The sequence below is a fragment of the Cellulomonas iranensis NBRC 101100 = JCM 18110 genome, assembly GCF_001552375.1.
Lineage (GTDB): Bacteria > Actinomycetota > Actinomycetes > Actinomycetales > Cellulomonadaceae > Cellulomonas > Cellulomonas iranensis.
Genome location: NZ_BCRB01000006.1, coordinates 16,337 through 32,726, shown reverse-complemented (window position 1 = coordinate 32,726; position 16,390 = coordinate 16,337). Strand labels below are relative to the sequence as shown.

Annotated in this window: 18 protein-coding genes, 1 tRNA gene and 1 other RNA gene; 11 read left to right on the top strand and 9 right to left on the bottom strand. The window is 74.3% G+C overall.

Features of this window, described 5'->3' with window-relative positions; genetic code table 11:
* Positions 1-56 precede the first annotated feature (56 nt).
* Complete coding sequence (gene aceE, locus CS2_RS01850) at positions 57-2,804, bottom strand: pyruvate dehydrogenase (acetyl-transferring), homodimeric type (RefSeq protein ID WP_046528614.1); 2,748 nt, start codon at positions 2,802-2,804, stop codon at positions 57-59.
* A 298-nt stretch (positions 2,805-3,102) separates the two neighbouring features.
* Between aceE and CS2_RS01845 the strand changes: the two genes are divergently transcribed.
* Together CS2_RS01845 and CS2_RS01840 are read left to right on the top strand one after the other, a co-directional pair.
* The gene (locus tag CS2_RS01845) at positions 3,103-3,525 is read left to right on the top strand and encodes a DUF3052 domain-containing protein (RefSeq protein ID WP_046528613.1); all 423 of its coding nucleotides are present in this window, start codon (positions 3,103-3,105) and stop codon (positions 3,523-3,525) included.
* Entirely contained in the window at positions 3,522-3,989 is a 468-nt protein-coding gene (locus CS2_RS01840; RefSeq protein WP_070318655.1) for a peroxiredoxin, read from the top strand. The genes CS2_RS01845 and CS2_RS01840 overlap by 4 nt, the downstream gene beginning before the upstream one ends.
* 66 nt (positions 3,990-4,055) lie before the next feature.
* Here the strand turns inward: CS2_RS01840 and CS2_RS01835 are convergent.
* Positions 4,056-4,132: transfer RNA gene (locus CS2_RS01835), tRNA-Val, on the bottom strand.
* A gap of 88 nt (positions 4,133-4,220) precedes the next feature.
* Here CS2_RS01835 and CS2_RS01830 point away from each other — a divergent pair.
* The 4 genes from CS2_RS01830 (at position 4,221) to CS2_RS01815 (ending at position 8,099) form a co-directional block, all read left to right on the top strand.
* Positions 4,221-5,270, top strand: a complete 1,050-nt coding sequence (locus CS2_RS01830) for a zinc-dependent alcohol dehydrogenase family protein (RefSeq protein ID WP_062102356.1) — start codon at positions 4,221-4,223, stop codon at positions 5,268-5,270.
* Positions 5,267-6,454: a Nif3-like dinuclear metal center hexameric protein gene (locus CS2_RS01825; protein WP_070318654.1), complete on the top strand. Its 1,188-nt coding sequence runs from the start codon at positions 5,267-5,269 to the stop codon at positions 6,452-6,454. Before CS2_RS01830 ends, CS2_RS01825 begins: the two co-directional genes overlap by 4 nt.
* Positions 6,451-7,188, top strand: a complete 738-nt coding sequence (locus CS2_RS01820; protein ID WP_070318653.1) for a zinc ribbon domain-containing protein — start codon at positions 6,451-6,453, stop codon at positions 7,186-7,188. Before CS2_RS01825 ends, CS2_RS01820 begins: the two co-directional genes overlap by 4 nt.
* Positions 7,189-7,295: 107 nt before the next feature.
* The gene (locus CS2_RS01815; protein ID WP_070318652.1) at positions 7,296-8,099 is read left to right on the top strand and encodes a histidine phosphatase family protein; all 804 of its coding nucleotides are present in this window, start codon (positions 7,296-7,298) and stop codon (positions 8,097-8,099) included.
* Positions 8,100-8,245: 146 nt separating this feature from the next.
* On the opposite strand, the gene CS2_RS01810 is transcribed toward CS2_RS01815, so the two are convergent.
* Positions 8,246-9,028: a YaaA family protein gene (locus CS2_RS01810; RefSeq protein ID WP_070318651.1), complete on the bottom strand. Its 783-nt coding sequence runs from the start codon at positions 9,026-9,028 to the stop codon at positions 8,246-8,248.
* A 52-nt stretch (positions 9,029-9,080) separates the two neighbouring features.
* Between CS2_RS01810 and CS2_RS01805 the strand changes: the two genes are divergently transcribed.
* The 4 genes from CS2_RS01805 to CS2_RS01790 all read left to right on the top strand — a co-directional run bounded on the left by CS2_RS01805 (position 9,081) and on the right by CS2_RS01790 (position 10,995).
* Positions 9,081-9,464 carry a tautomerase family protein gene (locus tag CS2_RS01805; protein ID WP_070318650.1) on the top strand — a complete coding sequence of 128 codons (384 nt, stop codon included), beginning with the start codon at positions 9,081-9,083 and terminating at the stop codon, positions 9,462-9,464.
* Positions 9,465-9,488: 24 nt separating this feature from the next.
* An RNA gene (rnpB, locus tag CS2_RS01800) (RNase P RNA component class A) lies at positions 9,489-9,871 on the top strand.
* Between the two features lie 125 nt (positions 9,872-9,996).
* On the top strand, positions 9,997-10,278 hold the full coding sequence (locus CS2_RS01795; RefSeq protein WP_134850791.1) for a hypothetical protein: 282 nt from the start codon (positions 9,997-9,999) through the stop codon (positions 10,276-10,278).
* 120 nt (positions 10,279-10,398) lie between these two features.
* The gene (locus CS2_RS01790) at positions 10,399-10,995 is read left to right on the top strand and encodes a PilZ domain-containing protein (RefSeq protein ID WP_070318648.1); all 597 of its coding nucleotides are present in this window, start codon (positions 10,399-10,401) and stop codon (positions 10,993-10,995) included.
* A 12-nt stretch (positions 10,996-11,007) separates the two neighbouring features.
* Here CS2_RS01790 and CS2_RS01785 read toward each other — a convergent pair whose 3' ends face one another.
* From CS2_RS01785 to map, 5 genes are all read right to left on the bottom strand, one after another.
* A complete protein-coding gene (locus tag CS2_RS01785; RefSeq protein ID WP_070318688.1) occupies positions 11,008-11,892 on the bottom strand; it encodes a DUF817 domain-containing protein in 885 nt (294 codons plus the stop codon).
* 146 nt (positions 11,893-12,038) lie between these two features.
* A complete protein-coding gene (locus tag CS2_RS01780) occupies positions 12,039-13,130 on the bottom strand; it encodes a fatty acid desaturase family protein (RefSeq protein WP_070318647.1) in 1,092 nt (363 codons plus the stop codon).
* 74 nt (positions 13,131-13,204) lie between these two features.
* Positions 13,205-13,510, bottom strand: coding sequence for a DUF6191 domain-containing protein (locus CS2_RS01775; protein ID WP_070318646.1), 306 nt, complete (start codon positions 13,508-13,510; stop codon positions 13,205-13,207).
* Between the two features lies 1 nt (position 13,511).
* Positions 13,512-14,306 (bottom strand): polyphosphate--glucose phosphotransferase, encoded by a 795-nt coding sequence (gene ppgK / locus CS2_RS01770; RefSeq protein WP_082739648.1) that lies wholly within the window; start codon positions 14,304-14,306, stop codon positions 13,512-13,514.
* Positions 14,303-15,172: a type I methionyl aminopeptidase gene (map, locus tag CS2_RS01765; protein WP_070318645.1), complete on the bottom strand. Its 870-nt coding sequence runs from the start codon at positions 15,170-15,172 to the stop codon at positions 14,303-14,305. Before map ends, ppgK begins: the two co-directional genes overlap by 4 nt.
* A 58-nt stretch (positions 15,173-15,230) precedes the next feature.
* Between map and CS2_RS01760 the strand changes: the two genes are divergently transcribed.
* Complete coding sequence (locus CS2_RS01760; protein ID WP_070318644.1) at positions 15,231-15,413, top strand: hypothetical protein; 183 nt, start codon at positions 15,231-15,233, stop codon at positions 15,411-15,413.
* A 25-nt stretch (positions 15,414-15,438) separates the two neighbouring features.
* Here CS2_RS01760 and panB read toward each other — a convergent pair whose 3' ends face one another.
* The gene (gene panB / locus CS2_RS01755; protein WP_070318643.1) at positions 15,439-16,260 is read right to left on the bottom strand and encodes a 3-methyl-2-oxobutanoate hydroxymethyltransferase; all 822 of its coding nucleotides are present in this window, start codon (positions 16,258-16,260) and stop codon (positions 15,439-15,441) included.
* Positions 16,261-16,390 lie beyond the last annotated feature (130 nt).

Sequence of the window (16,390 nt, the reverse complement as noted above, 5' to 3'; positions counted from 1 at the left end):
ACGACGAGACCCCCGGCCGCTGCGGCCGGGGGTCTCGTCGTGCGCGGGGGCGCGCGTCAGGCGTCGCCGCCCGTGTTGCCGGACGTGCCGGCCGTGACGTCGTGCAGGCGGTAGCGCTCGATGGCCTGCGCGGGCAGGGACGGGTCGACCTTGCCCTCGAGCACGAGCTGCTGCAGCACGCGCACGACGGTCGACGGCCCGTCGATCTTGAAGTGACGACGTGCGGCGGCCCGCGTGTCCGAGAAGCCGAAGCCGTCGGCGCCGAGCGTCGCGTACCGGCCGGGGACCCACGCGCGCACCTGGTCGGCGACCAGGTGGTCGAAGTCCGTGGTGGCGACGAACGGGCCCTCGGCGCCCTGCAGCTTGGCGGTGAGGTACGGCGTGCGGGGCTCCTCGCCCGGGTGCAGGAACGCGTGCTGCTCGGCGGCGAGCGCCTCGCGGCGCAGCTCGTTCCAGCTGGTGACCGACCAGACCGCGGCGCGCACGCCCCAGTCCTCGGCGAGCAGGTGCTGCGCCTCGATCGCCCACGGCACGGCGACGCCGGACGCGAGGATCTGGGCGCGCGGCCCGTCACCCTCGGCCGGGGACACCAGGTGGATGCCCTTGAGGATGCCCTCGACGTCGACGCCCTCGGGCTCCGCCGGCTGCACCATCGGCTCGTTGTAGACCGTCAGGTAGTAGATGACGTCCTGGTCGCGGCCCTGCGCGTTCTCGCCGAACATCCGCTCGATGCCGTCGCGCACGATGTGCCGGATCTCGTACCCGTAGGCCGGGTCGTAGTGCACGACGTGCGACATGGTGCCCGCGAGCAGCGGCGAGTGGCCGTCGGCGTGCTGCAGGCCCTCGCCCGTCAGGGTCGTGCGGCCGGCGGTGGCGCCGATGAGGAACCCGCGCGCCATCTGGTCGCCCGCGGCCCAGAACTGGTCGCCGGTGCGCTGGAACCCGAACATCGAGTAGTAGAAGTAGAACGGGATCAGCGGCTCGCCGTGCGTGGCGTACGACGTGCCGACCGCCTGGAACGCGGACGCGGACCCGGCCTCGTTGATGCCGGTGTGCATGATCTGCCCGGCCTCGGACTCCTTGTAGCTCAGCATGAGCTCGCGGTCCACGGCCATGTAGTTCTGGCCGTTGGTGTTGAAGATCTTCGCGCTCGGGAAGATCGAGTCCAGGCCGAACGTGCGCGCCTCGTCGGGGATGATCGGCACCAGGCGGTGGCCGAACTCCTTGTCCTTCACGAGGTCCTTGAACAGGCGCACGAGCGCCATGGTCGTGGCGACCTCCTGCGTGCCCGAGCCCTTGGCGAGCGTCTCGTAGACCTTGTCGCCCGGCAGCGTGAGCTTGGTGTGCGTGCTGCGGCGCTCGGGCACGAAGCCGCCGAGCTGACGGCGACGCTCGAGCATGTACTGGATCGCCTCGTCCTCCGGCCCCGGGTTGTAGTACGGGGGCAGGTACGGGTCGGCCTCGAGCTGCTCGTCCGTGATCGGGATGTGCAGCGAGTCGCGCAGCGTCTTGAGCTCGTCGATCTTGAGCTTCTTCATCTGGTGCGTGGCGTTGCGCCCGGCGAAGCCCGAGCCCAGGCCGTAGCCCTTGATGGTGTGCGCGAGGATGACGGTCGGCTGGCCGGTGTGCTCACGTGCGGCCTTGTACGCCGCGTAGAGCTTGCGGTAGTCGTGGCCGCCGCGCTTGAGCGCCCAGATCTCGTCGTCCGTCATCTTCTCGACGAGCTGCTTGGTGCGCGGGTCGCGCCCGAAGAAGTGCTCGCGGATGAACGCGCCGTCCTCGGCGCGGAACGTCTGGAAGTCGCCGTCGGGCGTCGTGTTCATGAGGTGCACGAGCGCGCGGTCCTTGTCGGCGTTGAGCAGGGTGTCCCACTCGCGGCCCCAGATGACCTTGATGACGTTCCAGCCGGCGCCGCGGAACTGCGCCTCGAGCTCCTGGATGATCTTGCCGTTGCCGCGGACCGGGCCGTCGAGGCGCTGCAGGTTGCAGTTCACGACGAACGTGAGGTTGTCCAGGCCCTGCTGGGCGGCGTGCTGCAGCATGCCGCGCGACTCGGGCTCGTCCATCTCGCCGTCGCCGAGGAACGCCCAGACGTCCTGCTGGCTCGTGTCCTTGATCCCGCGGTTGTGCAGGTAGCGGTTGGTCCACGCCTGGTAGATCGCCGACGACGGGCCCAGGCCCATCGACACCGTGGGGAACTCCCACAGGTCGGGCGCGAGGCGCGGGTGCGGGTACGACGGCAGGCCGCCGCCGGGGTGCGACAGCTCCTGGCGGAACCCGTCGAGCTGGTGCTCGGTCAGGCGGCCCTCGAGCAGGCCACGCGCGTACACGCCGGGGGAGGCATGCCCCTGGAAGTACACCTGGTCGCCGCCGCCGGGGTGGTCCTTGCCGCGGAAGAAGTGGTTGAGGCCGACCTCGGTGAGCGTCGCGACCGACGCGTACGACGAGATGTGGCCGCCGACCGAGATGCCGGGACGCTGCGCGCGCGTCACCATGACGGCGGCGTTCCAGCGGATCCAGGAGCGGTAGCGGCGCTCGATGACCTCGTCGCCCGGGAAGTACGGCTCGTTGTGCACCGCGATGGTGTTGACGTACGGGGTGTTCAGCGACGCCGGGATCGCGACGTTGCGCTCACGTGCGTGCCGCAGCAGGCTCATGAGGACGTACCGCGCGCGCGGGCCGCCCTTGTCCCCGATCAGGCCGTCGAGGGACTCGAGCCACTCACCGGTCTCCTCCGGGTCGATGTCCGGGACCTGGCTAAGCAGACCGCCGATCAGGGGGCCCGTCTCGTCGATGGAAGCCACCGGTGCTCCTTCGCGTCTCGTGCGCGCCCGGCGCCTGTCGGCGCCTCGGCACGCTCCGTGTCGGCACCCGACGCCCTGACACGTGTCGGCAGGGGGATGGCGGGTGGTCGCACCATTCTCCGTCCGGCGAGGCCCGAAAGTCACACCCGCGGGCCCTGATCAGGGCGTGACGTCGGTGACACGCGTTCCCGCTGCCCGCTTCCCAGGGCCTCGGGGCGTGCGGTGGGCTAACGTGTCCCGACATCAACAGGTGGGTCCGCGTCACGTGAGCGGCCCCGGGAGAAGGGAACCGCTCGACGTGTCACCCACCGCGGACGACGCCGTGTCTCAGGCGGTCGCTCGGCTCGGCTTCAGCTCCGGGCAGACGATCCAGGAGCTCGGCTACGACGACGACGTCGACGGGGACGTGCGCGCGGCGCTCGAGGCCGTCACCGGCAGCGAGCTCGTCGACGAGGACTACGACGACGTCACGGACGGCGCGATCATCTGGTTCCGCGACGACGACGGCGACCTCACCGACTACCTCGTCGACGCGATGACGGTCCTCGACGACTCGGGCCCCATCTGGGTGTTCTCGCCGAAGGCCGGGCGCCCGGGCCACGTGTCGCACTCCGACATCGAGGAGGCCGCGACCACGTCCGGCCTGCACGCGATGACGACGTTCGCCATCGGCCCCGACTGGTCGGCCACGCGTCTGGCGACGCGCGGCCGCGGCAAGTGAGCGCAGGGCAGACCCTGCGCGTCGGCGACCCCGTCCCCGACCTCACGCTGCCCGACACGCACGGCACGCCCGTGGCGCTGTCCGAGCTGCGCGGCGAGCCGCTCGTGCTCGTGTTCGTCCCCTTCGCGTTCTCGTGCACCTGCACGGGCGAGCTCGGCGAGCTGCGCGACGAGATCGGCCTGTTCGACGACGCCGGCGCCCGGCTCGTCGCGGTGTCGTGCGACGCGATGTTCACGCTGCGCGCCTGGGCGGAGCGTGAGGGCTACCCGTTCGACCTGCTGTCGGACTTCTGGCCGCACGGCGCGGCAGCGCGTGCCTTCGGCGTGCTCGACGAGTCGACCGGGCACGCGCTGCGCGGCTCGTTCCTCGTCGACGCCGACGGCGTGCTGCGCTGGAGCCTGGTGCACCCGCGTGGCCGTGCGCGACCCCTCGAGGCCTACCGCGAGGCCCTCGCGACGCTCTGACGCCCGTGCGGCGTCGATCACGCGGCGCGCGCGCGACGCTCGGGTCCCGGGCCCGGTGACGCGTGCTGGTGGGCCCGGCCGGTCTCGAACCGACGACCTCCGCGGTGTAAGCGCGGCGCTCTGACCAACTGAGCTACAGGCCCCTGCGGTCGGTCAGCCTACCGGCGTGCGGGCAGCGCCGACGCCGCCGTCGCCGGGCGCCGCGGGTGGCCCGCGCCGTAGGCTTCCGGTGTGCGAGCGACAGTGATCCACGGCCCCCGCGACGTGCGCGTCGAGCAGGTGCCGGACCCCGAGATCCAGCGACCCACCGATGCGGTCGTGCGCGTCGTGGCGACGTGCGTGTGCGGCTCCGACCTGTGGGGCTACCGCGGCGTGCGGCCCACCGACGGCCCTCACCGGATCGGGCACGAGTTCGTCGGCGTGGTCGAGGAGGTCGGGTCCGACGTGCGTCGCGTGCGCGTCGGCGACTTCGTCGTCGCGCCGTTCTCGATCTGCGACAACACGTGCGTGCACTGCCGCAACGGCGTCCACACCTCGTGCGAGCAGGTCGCGTGGTGGGGCTCGCCCGACCACGACGGCGTGCCGTCCGACGGCGCGCAGGGCGAGTACGTGCGCGTGCCCCTGGCCGACGGCACGCTCGTCGTCACGCCCGAGCACCCGGACGACGCGCTGCTGCCGCACGTCCTCACGCTCACGGACGTGCTCGGGACCGGGCACCACGCCGCGCTGTCGGCGGGCGTGCGCGCCGGGTCGACCGTGGCGGTCGTCGGCGACGGCGCGGTCGGGCTGTGCGGCGTCATCGCGGCGCGCCGGCTCGGTGCCGAGCGGATCGTCGCGATGTCGCGCAACCCGGCCCGGCAGGCGCTCGCGCGCCGGTTCGGCGCGACCGACGTCGTCGCCGAGCGTGGCGACGAGGGCGCGGCCGCCGTGCTCGACCTGCTCGGCGGCGTCGGGCCTGACGGCGTGCTCGAGTGCGTCGGCACCAAGGAGTCGATGGCGCAGGCGCTCGCGACCGTGCGGCCCGGTGGCCGCGTCGGGTTCGTCGGCGTCCCCGCGGGCGGTCCCGAGCTGCCGGTCGGGCTGATGTTCGGCACGAACAAGGGCGTGGTCGGCGGCGTCGCGCCCGTGCGCGGCTACATCGAGGGGCTGCTGCCCGACGTGTGGGCCGGGACCATCGAGCCGGGCCTGGTGTTCGACGGGACGTTCGCGCTCGACGACGTCGCGGACGCGTACCGCGCGATGGACGAGCGCACGTGCACCAAGGCGCTCGTGCTGCCGTGACCGCGACGCTCGCGGACGTCGTCCGCGCCCTGGAGACCCGGTACCCGCCCCGCACCGCCGAGCAGTGGGACCGCGTCGGCCTCGCGGTCGGCGACCCCGCCGCGCCCGTGCGGCGCGTGCTGTTCGCCGTCGACCCCGTCGCGGCGGTCGTCGACGAGGCCGAGGAGTGGGGCGCCGACCTGCTCGTGACCCACCACCCGCTGCTGCTGCGACCCGTGCACTCGGTCGCCGCCACGACGTACAAGGGTGCGCTCGTGCACCGCCTGGTCCGCGCGGGGTGCGGCCTGTACACGGCGCACACCAACGCGGACTCGGCGCACGGCGGTGTCGCCGAGTCGCTCGCCGACGTCCTCGGCCTCGTCGGCACCGTGCCGCTCGTGGCCGCCGACGCGCCCGCGCTCGACAAGCACGTGGTGATGGCGCCGGTCGACGTCGCCGACGCGCTCGTCGACGCGATGGCCGCCGCCGGCGCCGGGCACGTGGGCGCCTACGAGCGGTGCGCCTGGACCACCACCGGGCAAGGGACGTTCACGCCGCTCGCGGGTGCGGCACCCGCGGTCGGCGAGGTCGGGCGCCGCGAGACGCTGCCCGAGGTGCGCGTCGAGATGGTCGCGCCCCGCGGCCTGCGGGCGCGCGTCGTCGCCGCCATGCGCGCGGCGCACCCGTACGAGGAGCCCGCGTTCGACGTCCTCGAGCTCGCGGCGCTGCCCGGTGACACGGGGCTCGGGCGCGTCGGGACGCTCCCGGAGCCCGTGCCGCTCGTGCGGTTCGCCGCCGACGTCGCCGCGGCCGTGCCCGCCACGGCGCAGGGCGTGCGCTGGGCGGGCGACCCGGACATGCCCGTGCGGCGCGTCGCCGTGCTCGGCGGGTCGGGCGACTCGCTGTTCGACGCCGTGCGCGCCGCCGACGTCGACGCGTACGTCACGGCGGACCTGCGTCACCACCCCGCGTCCGAGCAGCAGGAACGCGCCGCGTTCGAGTCGGCGGGCGGCCCGCCGCGGCCCGCGCTGGTCGACCTCGCGCACGCGGCGTCCGAGTGGGTGTGGCTGCCGCGCGCCGCGGTGGACCTGCGCGCCGACCTGGCAGCCGGGGGCACTACGGTGGAGACCCGCGTCAGCACGCGCCGCACCGACCCGTGGACGGGACACGTGCGGCAGACGTCCCAGCCGGAAGGATCTCCGTGAGCACCGCCCCCGCAGCCGACCAGCGACGACTCCTCGACGTCCAGGAGCTCGACACCCGACTCGCGCAGCTCGCGCACCAGCGGCGGTCGCTCCCGGCGCTCGCCCGGATCGTCGAGCTCGACGCCCAGCTCGCGGACCTCGACACCGCGCTCGTCACGTCGCGCACGGCGGCCTCCGACCTGCGCGCCGAGCTCGCGAAGGCCGAGGCCGACGTCGCCCAGGTGCGCAACCGCGCCACGCGCGACCAGCAGCGCCTCGACGCGGGGCAGGTGTCGGCGAAGGACGCGCAGGCGCTCACGAGCGAGCTCGCGAGCCTCGCGGCCCGGCAGTCGCACCTCGAGGACGTCGAGCTCGAGGTCATGGAGCGGCTCGAAGCCCATGAGGCGGCGCTCGCCGAGCTCGAGCAGGCGCACGCCGCGCTCGTGTCCGCGCGCGACGAGGTCGTCGCCGAGCGCGACGCCGGCTGGGCGCAGGTCGACGCCGAGGCCGACCGCGTGCGTGCGCAGCGCGACCGCACCGCGGACGGGCTCGACGCCGGGCTCGTGGCGCTCTACGAGCGGCTGCGCGGCCAGCTCGGCGGCAGCGGGGCCGCGGCCCTGCGCGGCAGCCGCTGCGAGGGCTGCCGCCTCGAGCTCAACCCGCTCGACCTCGAGGCGATCCGTGCGCGCCCGGCGGACGCGATCGTGCGCTGCGAGGAGTGCGGCCGGATCCTCGTGCGGGGCGCCGAGGGCTGACGCCCGCGGACCGCGGGCCCGCCGGTGCGGGAGGCCGCGCCCGGGCGGGGGCGGTGGCGCGCCGACACCGGTTGGACGCCCGGGCGCCCACGGCCGAGACTGCGGGGGTGACCCCGACGCAGCCGGCCGACGCCTCGCCCGACCCGACCTTCGACCCGCTCGCGGTCGACCCGGCGGACCCGACCGCGTCGGGCGCCTCGGCCACGCCGCGGCGCCGGGCGTCCCGGCCGTCCGGCGCGTCGCCGCGCTTCGACGACGAGCAGCCGACGACGGTCGTGCTGGTGCGGCACGGCCAGACGACGATGACGGTGTCCCGCGGGTACTCGGGCTCGTCGGAGCCCGGTCCGCCGCTCGACGAGCACGGCCGTGCGCAGGCCCGGTCCGCCGCGGCGCTCGTCGAGCGCGTCGGACGCGACCTGTGGGGGGACATCCCCTTCCCGGGCGAGGTCGTCGCGTCCCCGATGGTGCGCACGCAGGAGACCGCCGCGGTGATCGCCGAGCGGCTCGGGCTGCCGGTGCGCACCGACGCGGCCTTCCAGGAGGCCGACTTCGGCGCGTGGCAGGGGCTCACGGCCGAGCAGATCGAGGAGCGGTGGCCCGGCGAGCTCGAGCCGTGGCACACGTCGGGCCGCGTGCGGCCGCCCGGCGGCGAGTCCATCGCCGACGTGGGCGAGCGGCTGCGGCGCGGGCTCGACGCGCTGCGCGCCGGCGGCGGGGACCGCACGGTCGTGGTCGTGTCGCACGCGGTGGCGATCCGCGCGGCGCTCGGCGTCACGCTCGGGTCCGATCCGGGCACCTGGAGCCAGCTGCGCGTGGCACCCGCGTCCGTGAGCATCGTCCGGCTGTTCGCCGACCGGCGCGACGAGATCGCGGTCGCGGGGGCGCCGAGCGAGGGCTGGGCGCGCGGCTGAGGCGCTCGTGTGCGGCGTTCCGGCCGTCTGGCGGCCGGAGAGCCGCACAGGGGCCGGCGGCCACGTGGCAGGCGCGCGCGGAGCCGCGCAGCCCCAGGACGTCGCGCACCGACGCGCGGGTCGCGTCGACGCGGCCCGCGCGGGTGTCAGAGCACGACGAGGCTGAGCGTGCGCGCACCGCGTCGCGGCGCGGGCCCGAGCTCGACCGCGTGCAGCGCGTCGCCCACGAGCGCGCTGGCGGCGTGCGCGAGCTCCTCGGCGTCGCGCGGTGCGCGGCCGCGCCGGGTCACGAGGTGACGCGTCAGCACGCCACGCGTGTGCTTGGCGTGGTGCGACACGACCGACCGGCGGCCGTCGACCTCCCGCAGCACGCGCACGTCGACCCAGCGGGCGCCCGCCGGCGGCGTCCACGCGGCCCGGTAGGCCGCCGAGCGGCAGTCCACGACGAGGTCGCCGTCGGCCTCGACGTCCAGCGCGTCGCCCAGCGGCCCGCGCCACGCGGCGGCGAGCGGGCCGACGCCTGGGAGGTCAGTCCCCATCGACAGCCGGTAGGCGGGCACGGCGTCGTCCACCGTGAGCACGCCCCACAGCGCCGAGACGACGCGCACGCTCGCGACGGCGCGTGCCCGTGCCGCCGGGCTCAGGGTGTCCAGGGCCGCCGCGCCGTACAGCACGCCCGTGTAGACCCGGGACGCGCGTGCGGCCGGGGCGGTGCGGATCGTCGTGTTGCGCGCCACCTCGGCGGCGAGGCCGGGGGAGACGCCCAGCACGGTGCACGCGTCGGGCCGGGCGCTGACCGCGGCGAGCGCGTCGAGCACGCGCTCGCGGACCGGCGTCAGCGCGGGGTGCGCGAGCGTCGACAGGTCGACCGGGGCGGCGTCGGCGGGGGCGGGCGTCTTGCCCTCGGACGGCGGGAGCAGGACGAGCACCGCACGAGGGTACGGTGTGCGCGCCGGGCGTCCGACGACGCAGGGGTGTGACGTGGCGCAGGTCAAGATCCACGGGCGGCGCTCGGTGTGGGCCGCGCGGCGTGCCGAGGTGTCCGACGCCGTGCACACCGCGCTCACCGGCGCGTGGGGGCTGCCCGCCGACAAGCGGTTCCACCGCTTCTCCCTGCTGGACGACGACGACCTCGTCGCGCCGCGCTCGGACGCCTGCCTCGTGGTCGAGGTGGTCTGCTTCGGCGCGCGCAGCCCGGCGGCCGTGCGCGCGCTGATCGCGGCGTTCTTCGACGACGTCGCCCCCGCGCTCGGGCTCGACGCCGACGACCTCGAGGTCGTGGTCCTCGAGAGCCCGCCCACGCACTGGGGCATCCGCGGGCGCAGCGGCGACGAGCTCGCGCTGCCGTACCGCGTCGACGTCTGACACGGGTAGGCTGACCGCCGCGGATGAGTCAGCCAGGCGGCCGCGTCGGGACCCTCGGGTCCCGCCGAGGAACGTCCGGGCTCCGCAGGGCAGGGTGGTGGGTAACGCCCACCCGGGGTGACCCGCGGGACAGTGCCACAGAGAACAGACCGCCACGTCGGCCTCGGCCGGCGGGGTAAGGGTGAAACGGTGGTGCAAGAGACCACCAGCGCACCGGGTGACCGGTGCGGCTCGGCAAACCCCACCCGGAGCAAGGCCAGACAGGGAGCGTTCGAGGGTTGCCCGCCCGAGCTCCCGGGTAGGCCGCTGGAGGCGTGCGGCAACGTACGTCGTAGATGGATGGTCGCCACCCCTGCCCGGGCAACCGGACGGGGGGACAGAACCCGGCGTACCGGCTGACTCATCCGCCCTTCGGGCGCTTGACCTGCATGGCCCAGCACCGGGTGAAAAGCGTCACCCGGGAGCCTGGTGCAGCGGGTGAATGCTGCCGGACGACGCGCACATTGCGGGCATAGGCGCTCATTCTGGACATATGGCAGACGAGACCGACCCTCGTGTGGACGTGACCGACGCGGACATCCTCGCCGCGAAGCGTGCCTGGCTGTCGGCCTGCGACCGTGGGCTCGACCCTGCACGTACCGCTCGCCTGCACGACTCCTACCGCTGGTTGGTGAGCGCGCAGGCCCAGCAGATCGCCGAGCAGTTCCGCCAGACGCACCGGCGTCGGCGTGACGGCGGCGACGGGCCCTCCTCGTCGGCGGACGCGGACGAGGACGTACGCCCCACCCGGGGGAGCGACCCCCGCGCCGGGTGATCTTGTCCGTGACCACCCGGCCGGCGGTTGGCGGCGAAGGGGCCGCCCAGTACAACTGGGCGGATGTCCTGATCGTGGACGCGCCGCGGCGCGTCCTGCGCGAACCCGAGGAGGTGTCACGTGCACGAGCTGGCCCTGTGCCGTCTCGGGACGAAGACCGGCGAGGTCGAGGGCCACGTCCGGACCTTCGAGGGCGACCTGCTCGTGCTCGAGGTGGACGAGCTCCCCGAGGGGCGCGAGATCGGCGACGCGGCGACGGTCACGGTGCTCGACCCGGTGCGCGGCCGCTGCCCGTACGTCGGGCTGCTGGGCGGCATGACGGACGGTGAGGTGCGTGTCGTCGTGCTCGAGCGCGGCGAGCCGAACCAGCGCAGGTCCGCGGCGCGCGCGTTCTACCGTGTGAGCGCGCTGGGCAAGCTGGAGACCGCCGGCGGCACGCAGGCCCTGCCGGTCACGGTCGTCGACGTCAGCGCGTCGGGCGTGCGGTTCGTGACGCGGCGCCTGCTCCACCGGGGTGACGTCGTGCGCTTCCCCATGCCCGTCGGCGACGAGTCGGTCGACCTCGTCGCCCGCGTGCTGCGCGTCGAGGAGGGGCAGCACGAGTGGCGGTACGGCTGCGATCTCCTCGAGCTCGACGAGCGCACGCGCGAGCGGCTCTTCCGGCTGGTGCTGAGCCTGCACCGCGCGTGGGCGCGCGAGCGCGCCGCGCGGCACTGAGCCCGGCACCCGTCAGTGGCCCCCCGTCGCGTCGCCGGGCGTCGCCGGGGCGTCGGGCCGCTGCGGCGGGTGCACCCACGTGACGAGCACGACCGAGATGATCATCAGCAGGAACCAGGACCCGAGCTTCGCCCCGCCGACCGGGTGCCACCCGGCCTCCTGCGACGGGTAGAGCCACGCGCCGGCGAACGTCGCGACGTTCTCGGCGAGCCAGATGAACGACGCCACGAGCGTGAACGCCAGCAGCAGCGGCATGCGCAGACGCGCGGCGTGCACGCGGAAGTGCATGACGCACGGGCCGAAGACGACCACGACCGCGCCGACCAGCACCCAGCGGGCGTCGGCCACCCAGTGGTGCGTGAAGAAGTTCGCGTAGATCGCCGCCGCCACGACGGCCGTCACCCAGCGCCGCGGGTAGCGGTCGAACCGCAGCTCGAAGATGCGGAACACGCGCACGAGGTACGAGCCGACCGCGCCGTACATGAACCCCGAGAACAGCGGCACCGCGCCGACGCGCAGCACGCCCTCGGTCGCGTAGGACCACGACCCGACGTCGGTCTTGAAGACCTCCATGACGGTGCCGACGACGTGGAACAGCAGCACGACGCGCATCTCGCGCACCGTCTCGAGCCGGGTCGCGAGCATGCCGACCTGCAGGCCGAGGGCCGCCAGCGTCAGGGCGTCGTTCCGCGCGAGCCACGCGCCGTCGGGGTACCAGAACCGCGCCGCGAGAAGAAGCGCCAGCAGCAGGGCGCCGAACAGGCACGCCCAGCCCTGCTTGAGCGTGAAGACCGTCAGCTCGACGAGCCACGTCCGCGCGCGTCGGCCCCGCAGGCGCTGGAGGCGGCCGCGCGCCCACGCGTCGATGCGCTCCTCGACGACCGTGAGCTCGCGCACGCCGGGCCGCGGGAGGTGGAGTCGCAGGTCGCGCAGCACGTGACCATCTCAGCGCGCGACGCCCGCCCGCGGGTGCGGGCGTCGGGTCGGCGGCGGGACCTGTGCAGATCCTGTGACGCGCGTCGTCGGGCGTCAGCCTGGTGTCGTCAGCGTGAGCTGCGCGGGCGGAACCGCTGCACCATGGGGCAGTCGAACGGGTCGCGCGCGGCGAGGCCCACGCGGTTGAGGTACTGCACGACCAGGAGGTAGGAGCGCGCGAGCGACGTCTCGGTGTACGGCATGCCGACGCGTGCGCAGTGCTCCCGCACGATGCGACGGGCCCGCGCGAGGTGGGGGCGCGCCATGCTCGGGAAGAGGTGGTGCTCGATCTGCGCGTCCAGGCCGCCCATGAGCGTCGTCACCCAGGCGCCGCCGCGGATGTTGCGCGACGTGAGGACCTGCTTGGAGAGGAAGTCGAGCCGGCTCTCGGCGGGGATGACCGCCATGCCCTTGTGGTTCGGCGCGAACGACGCGCCCATGTACACGCCGAAGACCGCGAGCTGCACGGCGAGGAACGCGGCGGCCATGCCCAGCGGCAGCGCCCACACGACCAGCGCGACGTAGACGCTCAGCCGCAGGGCGATCGTCAGCAGCTCGAGGTTGCGCGCACGCGTCGACGGCGACGCGAGGAGGCTGCGGACCGCGAGCACGTGCAGGTTGACGCCCTCGAGCGTCAGCAGCGGGAAGAACAGCCAGCCCTGGCGGCGCGTCAGGGCGCCCATGAACCCGCTCTGCTGCGCGGCGTCCTGCTCGAGGAACGAGATCGTGTCCCGCTCGATGTCCGGGTCCTTGCCGATCCGGTTGGGGTTGGCGTGGTGCCGCGTGTGCTTCGTCATCCACCACGAGTGGCTGATGCCGACGACGCCGTTGGCGAGGATCCGCCCCAGCCGGTCGTTGGCGGGGCCCGTCAGCATGACCTGGCGGTGCGACGCCTCGTGCGCGACGAACGCGAACTGCGTCAGCACGATCCCCAGGCCGGCGGCGACCGCGAGCTGCCACCACGAGTGGCCGATCAGCACGAACGCGGTCACGAGGCCGGCGAGCGCGACGGTGAGGCCGGCGACGAGCCAGGCGTAGAACCCGAGCGTCCGCTCGAGCAGACCGGCCTCACGCACCTCCGCCAGGAGCTCGTGGTAGCTGCCGGTGGCGGCCGCCTGTCGCGGGCGGGTGGGAGCGGTGGGTACGGGTGCAGGAGCCACATGACCTCCAGGGCTCGACGTCGACTTCCCAGCCGTGGAGTGAGCAGGTGCTCGTCTTCCGGATGCCGCCCACCCTACGGGACCGTAGGTTGCGTGTCTCCGTCCGGGGCGGGTCGATCTCGTGGAGGTGCCGCGTCGCCCTCGCGCACGACGTCGAGCCGTTGCCGCTCCTGCTCGGCCACGAGGTGCGTGACGCTCGGCTGGAAGATCTCGACGAAGTCGCCCATCATTCCGCCGCCGCCAGTGACGCCGCCGCCGTCGGCGTCCCGCCCCGAGCGGACGCTCACCCGCCAGCGGTCGAACCACCCGTGCGCCACGGCCCGGTCGAGCGCCACGAGCGCGACGACCACGGCCGCGACGACCACGACCCAGCCGGGCACGTCAGCGACGCCTCGCGGCCAGGTGCGCGGCCCCGACGATGCCGGCCGCGTTGCGCAGCCCCGCGGGCACGATCGGCGTGCGCAGGTCGAGCAGCGGCAGGAACTGGTCGTGCTTCTTGCTGACGCCGCCGCCCACGACGATGAGGTCGGGCCAGAACAGGTTCTCGACCACGGTGAAGTAGCGCTGCAGCCGCGTCGCCCACTGCTCGAACGTGAGGTCCTCGCGGTCGCGCGCCGCGTCGGACGCGCGCGACTCGGCGTCGTGGCCGTCGATCTCGAGGTGCCCGAGCTCGGTGTTGGGCACGAGCACGCCGTCGACGACGAGCGCCGAGCCGATGCCCGTGCCGAGCGTGACGACCAGCACGACGCCCGGGACGTCCTTGGCGGCGCCGTGGACGACCTCGGCGTACCCGGCGGCGTCGGCGTCGTTCACGGCCACGACGCGCCGCCCCGTGGCGGCGCCGATCGTCTTCTCGACGTCGGTGCCGATCCAGGAGTCGTCGACGTTCGCGGCGGACTGCGCGACGCCGTGCCGGATGACGGCCGGGAACGTCACGCCGATGGGCACGTGCGTGCCGAGCGAGAACGCGTCGACGACCTCGGCGACGGTCTCGGCGACGGCCTGCGGCGTCGCGGGCTGCGGCGTCGGGATGCGCACCCGGTCGGCGGCGAACTCGCCCGTGCCCAGGTCGACCGGCGCGCCCTTGATGCCCGACCCGCCGATGTCGACGCCGAAGGCCGTCGTCACCTCGTCGTCGTGCGCGTGCTTCTCGCCCGTGTGCTCGTCCTTACTCATGGCAGCGTCAGGACCTCCGCCCCGGTGTCGGTGACCAGCAGGGTGTGCTCGAACTGCGCCGACCGGCTGCGGTCGGCCGTGACGACGGTCCAGCCGTCGTCCCACATCTCCCAGTCCGCGGTGCCCAGGTCGAGCATGGGCTCGATCGTGAACACCATCCCGGGCTGGATCACGGTGTCGTACGCGGGTGCGGCGTCGTAGTGCGGCACGACGAGGCCCGTGTGGAACGCGGGGCCCACGCCGTGGCCCGTGAACTCGCGCACCACGCCGTACCCGAACCGCGCGGCGTACTTCTCGATGACGCGGCCGATGACGTTGATCTCCCGGCCCGGGCGGACGGCCTTGATGCCGCGCTCGAGCGCCTCGCGCGTGCGCTCGACGAGCAGGCGCGAGTCCTCGTCGACGTCGCCCGCGAGGAACGTCGCGTTGGTGTCGCCGTGCACGCCGCCCACGTACGCCGTGACGTCGACGTTGACGATGTCGCCGTCCTCGATCACGGTCGAGTCGGGGATGCCGTGGCAGATCACCTCGTTGAGCGACGTGCACAGCGACTTCGGGAAGCCGCGGTAGCCGAGCGTCGAGGGGTAGGCACCGTGGTCGACGAGGAACTCGTGGCCGATCGCGTCGAGCTCGTCGGTCGTGACCCCGGGGGCCACGTGCCGGCCGACCTCCTGCAGCGCCTGCGCCGCGAGCCGAGCCGCGACGCGCACACGCTCGACGGTGTCGGCGTCCAGCACGTCCGAGCCCCGCCAGGGTGTCGGCATCGGCTTGTCGACGTACTCGGGACGCGCGACGTGCGCCGGGACCGTGCGTCGGGGGCCGACGCGGCCGGGGGTGAGGGCGGTGCGCGAGTGGACCGGCGGCATGACTGGCAGTCTACGTAGCGGCGGTGCCGCCCGGCCCGCCGGGACGGGAGGTGCCCTGGTGGCCGAGTTCTACTTCAACACCCGGACGCACGAGGTCGAGGAGGGTCCGCGCAGCGACTGGTCGCACCGCATGGGCCCGTACGCCACGCGCGAGGAGGCCGCGCACGCGCTCGAGACCGCGCGCGAGCGCTCGAAGGCGTGGGACGAGGAGGACCGCCGGGAAGCCGAGGAGAACGCCTGACGGCGCCCGCGGCCGCCCCGCCGGCTCACGCGTCGAAGGAGTGCTCCGCGGCGGGGAACGCGCCCCCGCGCACCTCGTCGGCGAAGGCCCGGGCCGCCGCGGTGAGCGCCTGCCCGACCTCGCCGAACCGCTTGGCGAAGCGCGGGGACCAGTCGCCCATGCCGGCCATGTCGACCCACACCAGCACCTGCCCGTCGCACTCCGCGCCGGCGCCGATCCCGATCGTCGGGATCCGCACGACCTCGGTGATGCGTGCCGCGACCGGCGCGGGCACCATCTCGAGCACGACCGCGACGGCACCGGCCTCGGTGACGGCGACCGCGTCGTCGCTGATCTGCTCGGCCGCCTGGCCGCGGCCCTGCACGCGCGGGCCGCCCAGCGCGTTCTCGGACTGCGGCGTGTAGCCGAGGTGAGCCACGACCGGGACGCCCGCCGCGGTGAGCGCGCGGATCTGCGGGACCGAGCGCTGCCCGCCCTCGATCTTCACGGCCGAGACGCCGGTCTCCTTCATGACCCGCACCGCGCTCGCGAGGGCCTGCTCCGGTCCGGCCTCGTACGTGCCGAACGGCAGGTCGGCGACGACGAACGCGCGCCGCGCGGCGCCCGCGACGGCGCGGGCGGCGACGACGATCTCGTCGAGCGTGACGGGCAGCGTGGTCGCGTAGCCGTGCATCGTGTTCCCGATGGAGTCGCCGACGAGCAGCATGTCGATGCCGGCCTCGTCGAACAGGCGCGCGGTGACCGCGTCGTACGCGGTCAGCATCGTCAGGCGCTCGCCGCGCTCCTTCGCGGCCTGCAGGTGGTGCACGCGGACTCGGCGGGGGGTCGGGGCGTCGCTCGTCGACATGGCGCGAGCCTAGCCCGGGGCACCTCGCGGGACGCCCGGGGACGGGCACCCGCGCCGCCGTCGGCACGCGTCCCGGCACGTGCGCGGAGCCCAGGTCGGGCCCGGACGCGCCGCGCGGTGGACGCACGCC